Annotated in this window: 7 protein-coding genes and 1 tRNA gene; 3 read left to right on the forward strand and 5 right to left on the reverse strand. The window is 72.7% G+C overall.

The window, feature by feature from the left end; translation table 11 throughout:
• Position 1: 1 nt before the first annotated feature.
• The 5 genes from ACFWZH_RS31450 to ACFWZH_RS31470 form a co-directional block, all read right to left on the reverse strand.
• Positions 2 to 2,545 (reverse strand): hypothetical protein, encoded by a 2,544-nt coding sequence (locus ACFWZH_RS31450; RefSeq protein WP_384438894.1) that lies wholly within the window; start codon positions 2,543 to 2,545, stop codon positions 2 to 4.
• A 28-nt stretch (positions 2,546 to 2,573) separates the two neighbouring features.
• Positions 2,574 to 4,085, reverse strand: coding sequence for an SUMF1/EgtB/PvdO family nonheme iron enzyme (locus ACFWZH_RS31455; protein WP_384438897.1), 1,512 nt, complete (start codon positions 4,083 to 4,085; stop codon positions 2,574 to 2,576).
• 1 nt (position 4,086) lies between these two features.
• A complete protein-coding gene (locus tag ACFWZH_RS31460) occupies positions 4,087 to 4,587 on the reverse strand; it encodes a hypothetical protein (protein ID WP_384438900.1) in 501 nt (166 codons plus the stop codon).
• Between the two features lie 7 nt (positions 4,588 to 4,594).
• Complete coding sequence (locus tag ACFWZH_RS31465) at positions 4,595 to 5,563, reverse strand: pseudouridine synthase (protein WP_384438903.1); 969 nt, start codon at positions 5,561 to 5,563, stop codon at positions 4,595 to 4,597.
• A gap of 104 nt (positions 5,564 to 5,667) precedes the next feature.
• Positions 5,668 to 5,752 (reverse strand) — tRNA-Leu (locus ACFWZH_RS31470).
• Positions 5,753 to 6,056: 304 nt separating this feature from the next.
• Between ACFWZH_RS31470 and ACFWZH_RS31475 the strand changes: the two genes are divergently transcribed.
• The 3 genes from ACFWZH_RS31475 to ACFWZH_RS31485 form a co-directional block, all read left to right on the forward strand.
• On the forward strand, positions 6,057 to 7,382 hold the full coding sequence (locus ACFWZH_RS31475; RefSeq protein ID WP_384438906.1) for a M20/M25/M40 family metallo-hydrolase: 1,326 nt from the start codon (positions 6,057 to 6,059) through the stop codon (positions 7,380 to 7,382).
• 156 nt (positions 7,383 to 7,538) lie between these two features.
• Positions 7,539 to 7,772, forward strand: coding sequence for a chaplin (locus ACFWZH_RS31480; RefSeq protein WP_384438909.1), 234 nt, complete (start codon positions 7,539 to 7,541; stop codon positions 7,770 to 7,772).
• 187 nt (positions 7,773 to 7,959) lie between these two features.
• The coding region (locus ACFWZH_RS31485; RefSeq protein WP_384438912.1) for a chaplin at positions 7,960 to 8,246 on the forward strand (287 nt) is incomplete at its 3' end.

Consider the following 8,246-nt stretch of genomic DNA (forward strand, 5'->3'; position numbering starts at 1 on the left):
CTCACCTCCCCGCGACCCGGCCGTAGCGCGGCGGTTCCTGTCCGGACAGGACCTCGAACAGCTCCTCGGCCGCACCGCGCGAGCCCCCGACGTACGGCCCCACGAGAATCTCCTCCAGTGCCCGGCCCAGCTTGGCCAGCGCCGCGTCCACCGCCTCCTGGTGCTCGGCGAGCTCCTCGCCGGCCTCGTCCAACTGCCGGGCCAGCCGGGCGTTCTCCACCGCCCGCCGAAAGAGCCACACCGCGTACTCCCGCTCGGCGCTCACCTTGTTCAGCGGATCCCCCTTGCAGCTGGCCCGCGCCCGCGGCAGCCCCTGGAACAGCCGCCGGATGCCCTTGTCCAGACCGGCCTCCGGCAGCGCCTCCAACCAGGCCAGGGTGAACTCCGCGTCGGCGGTGCCCGCTTCGTCCAGGGCCCGCAGCGCCGTGTCGGGCAGACCGGGCATCTGATGCCCGAGCAGTCCCGGAATCTCCCGGGCCTCCAGCCGGGCGGCGCGGCACTCCACGATCGCCCGCAGCAACCAGGCCCGCGCCTGCCAGCGCGGCTCGCCGCGGACGTCGTCCAGGCACTCGCGGGCGGTGAGGAAGGCCTCGTTGCGCATCGCCAGCAGCGCCCGGTCCATCCCCTCGCCGATCGAGGTGTGCCGCTCCGCGGCCCGCAACGCCGTCTCGATCTCGTCCGCCTCGGCCGAGCCCGGCCCGGCCGGCTGCAGCGCCTCGACCATCCGGCGGGCCACACCGTACGGCTGCGCCCGCAGCGCCTCGATGAAGCGGCGGCCGAACTCCTCCTCGGCATGCGGCTTCTCGGCCAGTTGGGCCAGCTCGTCCCAGAGTGCCTGCGCGGTGGGGCCGACGGTGTCGGACGGCGCGGGCTCGGCGTGGTCGGTGGCGTCGCGCACCACCACCACGGCGCGCCCGGCGTCGGCGAGCACCGCGGAGCGGGCGGTGTCCACCAGCGTGTACGGATGGACGGACAAAAGCGCCGGGTCCTCGCCGGCCGGCGGCAGATAGCGGCTGATCAGCACCGTGTGCGGGGTGAACACGTCCGACGGCGCGATGCCCTGCGCCCGCAGCGCGCAGCGCCACTCGAACCACAGCATCGGCGCGACGTCCTTGCGCCAGGCGAGGAAGGCGCGTTCGGTGGCGGGACTCTCGTCGGGCGCCGCGTCGCGCAGGGCGGCGTCGAGGAACCGCCCGGCGGCCACCTGGCGCGCCGGTGCGTGGGGCCGGTGCACCGCCGTCTCCAGCTGCTCCACCAGCTCGCCCATCCGCCGGGCCCACTTCTCCCGCATCGTGATCAGCTGCGGCACATTGACCTGGTAGTACTGCTCGGTCTCCCGCTCCTCGGGCTCGGTGAGCCGGATGGTCCGGCCGGTCGGCTCGTCGAACCGCTCCACCAGCAGCACCGTCGCCGGCCACAGCGCCCGCCGCTCCTCCGGGGTCGCCCCCTCGAACGCCTCCCGGTCGGCCGTCAACTGCTTGATCTCGGCCTCCAGCTGATCCAGGCGCAGCCGCGCGTCCATGGTCAGCCGCTGGGACAGCACCCGCTGATGGGCCTGCTCGACGCCGAGGTAGGCGTCCGTGGTGAACAGGTCCGGGCTGAACTCCAGCCTCACGGTGGCGCCGTGCCCCCGCGTGGTCCGCAGATACGGCTGGAGGGACACCAGACCGGTTGCGCGCGGGCCGTCCGCCTCCCGGGGCGGGCGCAGCAGCGCCCGGTCGGTCTCGGCCGCCGCCCGGTCGGCGAGCGCCCGCATCCCCCGGGCGTACGCCACCAGCTCCCCGTACGCGATGTCGGCGACCTCCACCAGGCTCGTCTCGTGCGCCAGCGACCGCAGCAGGCCGACGAAGTCGCGCAGCGCGCCGCGGGCCGTCGACGACGAGCCGTCCGCCACCGTCACCGACCGTGCGCGGAAGACCGACGGCAGGTCGAGCGAGGGCTGGGTGCCGGACAGCCCGGCCGTCACCCGGATCAGCCCGACGCCGAGGTGGTCCCCGACGAAGTCCCCGCTCTCCGGATCGCTCAGGCCGTTGACCCGCAGACAGGTCGTCAGCGCCGCCTGCACCACCTGCTGCCGGATCTCCGGAACGCCCTCGCCGACCACCAGTACCTCGACGGGGCCCTGCTCGTCCCCCGCCACCCACGCCCGCAGCAGCGACGACGCGAGCGCCGCCCGGACCTGCGGCGCGAGCGCCGCCTTCGGTCCCCAGGGCGGCGGTGCCGGGAACAACGGCCCGCAGTCGGCGGACTCCCGGGCCCGCCGGGCACAGTGCGCCACCGCGCCGTCGTCGGCCCCGATCTCCCCTCCCGGAACCCGCAGCCCCAACGCCCGCGCATGCAGCACCAGTGCCAGATCGTCCTCGGTGTCGCCGAACAGCGGCTCGTCCGGGCACTGCTGGAGCCAGTACTGCCACACCCTGCTCACCAGGCGCTTCGGCACGGCCGGCCGACTCTGCCGGAACCGCTGCTTGACCTGCTCGGCCTCGTCGGCCGTCCAGGTGTGCGGCAGGCGCCTCAGCACCTCCTCGACGCCGTCCCCCCGCATCGGACCCCCTCCTCGTCACGCCTCGTCGTCACACCGCACCGGCGCACCGGAATCCCGCGTTCCCCCGGCACTCGGCCGGTGACCGTGGCGACAGCCGCTCCCGCAGACGCGTGACGGGAGTGTCATAGGCGCCGCCGAGCAATACCGGTGAGCCCGCGTCGTCCACGCAGATATCCCAGACGTTACCGAGCAGGTCGCCGATGGTGTACGGATTCGGCGGGAATTCCCCGACGGGCGCCAACTCCCCAAAGCTGCCACGGAAGTTGACCCGCCCCGCGACGATCTCCGCCCGCCACCACTCGCCGGCCCGCCCGGCCCGCGCGGCCAGTTCCCACTCCCGTGCCGTCGGCAGCCGCAGCGCCGTCCCGAGCCGCCGCCCCGCCCACTCGGCATACGCGCCGGCGGCCTGGGCACTCACCCCGACGACCGGATGCCCGCCGCGCCCCTCCGGGAACTCCAGGCCGTGCCAGCCCCGCAGATAGCCGTCGTCGACGTCTTCCCCCGCCGCCCGCGCGTCCTCAGGACGCCAGCGCGCGTTCGCCGGATCGCACAGGAAGGCCCGGAACTGCGCGTGGGTGACGGGGTACCGCCCCAGCCGCACCACGGGCGGCCCGTCCGGCGGCACGGGCACCAGCTCCGGCAACGACGGCCGCCGCTCGCCGGGCCGCCGCTCCGGCGCGGGCGGCGCGGTTGGTGTGGTCGGTGCGGGCGGTGGGGCCGCGGTGCGCACGGGCCGGTCCGCGACCGCGGTGCGCCCCGCCCCGCCCTCCGGCCCCTCGCGGCGTTCGCCCGCGGCGCGGTTGCGGAACAGGCAGATCCGCCCGGCGTGATCGCTGTTGGTCTGCCGGGGCAGCGGCCGGCCCTTCGCGGCGAGCGCCCGCGCCACCTCCTCGTAGAGCACCGTCATGCTCAGCAGCGCCGGTCCGTCCGCCACCCCGGAACCGATGACGTCGATCAGCTCACCGGTGAAGGCGGTGTAGGTCTCTCCCGGTACGGCCAGCGCCTGGCGCGTCGCCGCGGTCGCGGTCAGCACGAAGGCGCCGTGCACCGCGGTCGCCGGCGCGAGGTCGCCGGAGCTCATCCCGCCCAGCGCCAGACCGCTCCAGCAGCAGTCCAGGACGACCACCTTGCGCCGGGCCGAAGGGCGCCCGCCGACCGGGGAGAGCAGGATCGACCGCAGCTCCTCGTAGCGCACCGCCGTGTGCGGCCGGTCCGGATCCGACTCCGGCAGCGTCAGGTGCAGCTCCCCGGACTGCGGGTGCACCAGACCGTGGCCCGCGTAGTACAGCAGCACGGTGTCCGCGGCCTCGGCGGCCGCGTCGTGCACCGTGTCCAGCATCGCCTCCCGGGACGGCTGCGGCAGCACGGCGCACCGCTCCGGCGCCAGTCCCCAGGCTCCGGTGTCGCAGAGCAACTCACGCAACCGCCCCAGGTTGTTGCGCACCGCCGGGAGGTTGCCCAGCGCCGGATGGTCATAGGTGTCCGTACCGATCAGCACGGCGCGCGAACGCGACGGATCGGACAGCTGCGGCTCCGGCACGCTAATCCCGCTGCCGGGGCGGGTCCACCGGCGCCCCGGGCCCCTCGTCGCCCCCGTCCCGGGGGTCCGCGCCCTCGCCGAGCGCCCGCAGGACCCGCGCGACGGCCTCGGGGTCCCCGCCGTCGACGGTCACCCGGACCCCCGCCCGCTCGATGTGCACCCGGTCGCCCCGCGGCCGCGTACTGCGCCAGCCGGCCACCGCCACCACCAGCGACGCCAGCTGCACCCCGCTGTCGAACACCGCCTGGACGGCCTCCGGCACCGGCCCCATGCGCCCCGGCTCCTCGGCGCGCCGCACCAGCGACAGACCGGCCCCGCCGGCCACCTCCGGGTCACCGCCCAGCCAGGTGTACAGCGACCGCACCGCCTCACCGGCACCGTCGTCCCAGCCGTCCGCGACCCCGTCGCGGTCCACCTCGATCCGTACCCGCACCGCCGCCCCCGCTGCCGTCCCTCGCCCCTGAGCCCAGGCCTCGGCGTCAGCATAAGTGGCGTGCGTCACCCCGGTCTCACGATCGGGCCAACGGCCCCGCGTCCCACGCCGCCAGCCGCAGCCGGCTTTCGAACCGCCACTCCCGGCCGTCCACCGGATCCCTGAACTCCAGCACCCTCGCCAGCAGTTGCAGCGGCGTACCGAAGTCCTCCGGCTCCACGTCCTCGCCGCCGGCGGGCCCGCCCGGGGAGCCCGGAAAGAGCGGATCGTTCAGGATCGGCAGCCCGAGACGGTTCATGTGCACCCGCAGCTGATGGGTGCGCCCGGTCTCCGGCAGCAGCCGGTAGCGCCCGAGCCCGCCCCGCCGCCCGGCCGGCTCGACCCGGCTGACCGCGTTGGCCTCGCCGGCCACCTCCCGGGCGGCCGGCACCCCACGCTCCTTGACGATCCGGCTGCGCACCGTCACCGGCAGTGCCACGCCCCCGTCGTACGGCGCCACCGCCTCGTACTCCTTGCGCACCCGCCGCCCGCTGAACAGCCCCTGGTACGCGCCCCGGTCCTCGGGCCGTACGACGAACAGCACCAGGCCCGCCGTCAGCCGGTCGAGGCGGTGCGCGGGCTGCAGCGCGGGCAGTCCCAGATCGCGCCGCAGCCGCGCCAGCGCGGTGTCGGTGACATGCCGCCCGCGCGGCGTCGTGGCCAGGAAGTGCGGCTTGTCGGCGATCACGATCCGCTCGTCCCGATGGACGATCCCCACCTCGAACGGCACCGGCACCTCCGGCGCGAAGTCCCGGTGGAACCACACATACCGCCCGGCCAGATAGGGCTCCTCCCCGCTCAGCGCCCCGTCCACCCCGACGAACCGTCCGGCCTCCAGCATCTGTGCGACCCGGCCGGCCCCGATCGCCCCCTGGAAGCGGTCCACCAGGTGATCCCGCACGGTCCGCCACGCCCCGTCCGGATCGGCGGGCAGCCGCACCCGCGCGGGATCGACACCGTCCCGCTGGGGGAGCGGCGCCGGGGGAAGGGGGGATCTGCGTCTCATGGGCGGGAGAACCTCGGCTCGGGTGGTGCCCGTCACGGCGCACCGGCACGAAAACGACCAACGCCCGCCTGGCCGGAGCCATGGCGGGCGCTGATCGTCAAGAGTGTCCGAGGGGGGACTTGAACCCCCACGCCCGATAAAGGGCACTAGCACCTCAAGCTAGCGCGTCTGCCATTCCGCCACCCGGACAAGGTGTCTGCCGTTTCGGCCTGGGCCGTTCCGACGTGGAAAACAATAGCAAACCTTCGGGGGTGGTCGATCACCTGCGCAGTTGGCCGGGTCAGGGCCTGTGACCAGCGCATGTCGGGCGTATTACTGCCTTGGGTGAAGCGGGCGGCGGGTGGAGGATGGCCAGGACCCCCGCCGCCGGGGCCCTGCTCGGGCGCGCGGCGGGGCCCCTACCAACAGGAGGCAGTGTGAGTGAGCTCCGCGAACGGATCATGGACAGGTGCACGCTCCGCGCAGGCGGGCCCGAGCGAAGCGAGGTTCAGGCATGAGCGAGGCGCAGCCGGCTCGTACGGTCACCGGCGAGGACGAGGTGGTCGACCTGTGCCGGGATCTGATCAGGATCGACACCAGCAATTACGGCGACCACTCGGGTCCGGGTGAGCGGGCCGCCGCCGAGTACGTCGCGGAGAAGCTCGCCGAGGTCGGCCTGGATCCGAAGATCTTCGAGTCCCACAAGGGCCGTGCCTCGACCGTCGCCCGGATCGAGGGCGAGGACCGCTCGCGGCCCGCGCTGATGATCCACGGGCACACGGACGTGGTGCCGGCCAACGCCGACGACTGGACCCACCACCCGTTCTCGGGGGAGATCGCGGACGGGTGCGTCTGGGGACGCGGCGCGGTCGACATGAAGGACATGGACGCCATGACGCTGGCCGTCGTCCGTGACCGGCTGCGCACCGGACGCAAGCCGCCGCGGGACATCGTGCTGGCGTTCCTCGCCGACGAGGAGGCGGGCGGCACGTACGGCGCGCGCTACCTCGTCGACAACCACCCGGAGCTCTTCGAGGGCGTGACGGAGGCGATCAGCGAGGTCGGCGGCTTCTCCTTCAAGGTCAACGATCAGCTGCGGCTGTACCTCATCGAGACGGCCCAGAAGGGCATGCACTGGATGAAGCTGACCGTGGACGGGTCGGCCGGGCACGGTTCGATGATCCACAAGGACAACGCGATCACCGAACTGTCCGAGGCCGTCGGGCGGTTGGGCCGCCACGAGTTCCCGGTCCGGGTGACCAAGACGCTGCGGGCCTTCCTCGACCAGCTCGGGGACGCGCTGGGCACCGAACTCGACCCGGAGAACATGGACGACACCCTGGCCAAGCTCGGCGGCATCGCCAAGCTGATCGGTGCGTCGCTCAGGAACACCGCGAACCCGACGCAGCTGGGCGCCGGGTACAAGGTCAATGTGATTCCGGGCCAGGCCACGGCGCATGTCGACGGGCGCTTCCTGCCCGGTTTCGAGGAGGAGTTCCTCGCCGACCTGGACCGGATCCTGGGGCCGCGGGTCAAGCGCGAGGACGTGCACGCGGACAAGGCGCTGGAGACCTCGTTCGACGGGGCGCTGGTGGACGCGATGCAGTCGGCGCTGCAGGCCGAGGACCCGATCGCGCGGGCCGTGCCCTACATGCTCTCCGCCGGTACGGACGCCAAGTCGTTCGACCGTCTGGGGATTCGCGGATTCGGCTTCGCGCCGCTGAAGCTGCCGCCGGAGCTGGACTTCGCGGGAATGTTCCACGGGGTCGACGAGCGGGTCCCGGTGGACGGACTGAAGTTCGGAGTGCGGGTGCTGGATCGTTTCATCGACCAGAGTTGAGGCTGAACGCGGCGCGGATTATCTGTTGTTCGATGTTCGAGTCGACTTAGCTGAAAAGAGTGAATGACTAGATGTGTTCGTAGCTTCAACGGCCTTTTCCTCGTTGTGGTGGATGCGATCCGCGGCTGGGATCGCCTTGTCCTACAAGGAGGAACAATGATCAAGAAGATCGTCGCTGCTGCGGCGGCCGCCGGCGGCCTGGTGCTCGCCGGTGCGGGCCTGGCCTCCGCCCACGCGGGCGCCCAGGGTGCCGCCGTGAACTCGCCCGGCATCGTTTCCGGGAACAACGTCCAGGTCCCGGTGCACGTCCCGGTGAACGCCTGCGGCAACACGATCTCCGTGGTCGGGCTGCTGAACCCCACCTTCGGCAACTACTGCGTCAACAAGTGACCGTCTGAGTCGCTTTGGTGTCGCACCTGTACCCGAAGGCGCCCGATTCGGCTCGGCTCCGGAATGCGTGCCATGCGTTCCGGAGCCTCTGGGTATTTCGGAGTGCGGGTGGACCTTTCCTGGAACTCTCCATGGATATCGCTACTCGCATCCATTCCTGTAAGGCACGAGGCAGGGGAACGAACATATGAGACAGGTCGCAAGAAAGGGCCTGATCACCATGGCGGCGGCCGGCGGCGTACTCGCCGCGGCCGCCGGCTATGCGCACGCGGACGCGGGCGCTGGCGGAAGCGCGGCCAACTCGCCCGGTATCGCCTCCGGCAACAACGTCCAGGCGCCGGTCGACGTACCGGTGAACGTCTGCGGCAACACCGTCAACGTCGTCGGGGTGCTCAATCCCACGTTCGGCAACGACTGTGCCAACGGCGGTGGGGGGAAGCATGGTCACCACCAGGGTGGGGGTCATGGTCACGG

The organism is Streptomyces sp. NPDC059008 (assembly GCF_042749045.1).
Classification (GTDB): Bacteria; Actinomycetota; Actinomycetes; order Streptomycetales; family Streptomycetaceae; genus Streptomyces.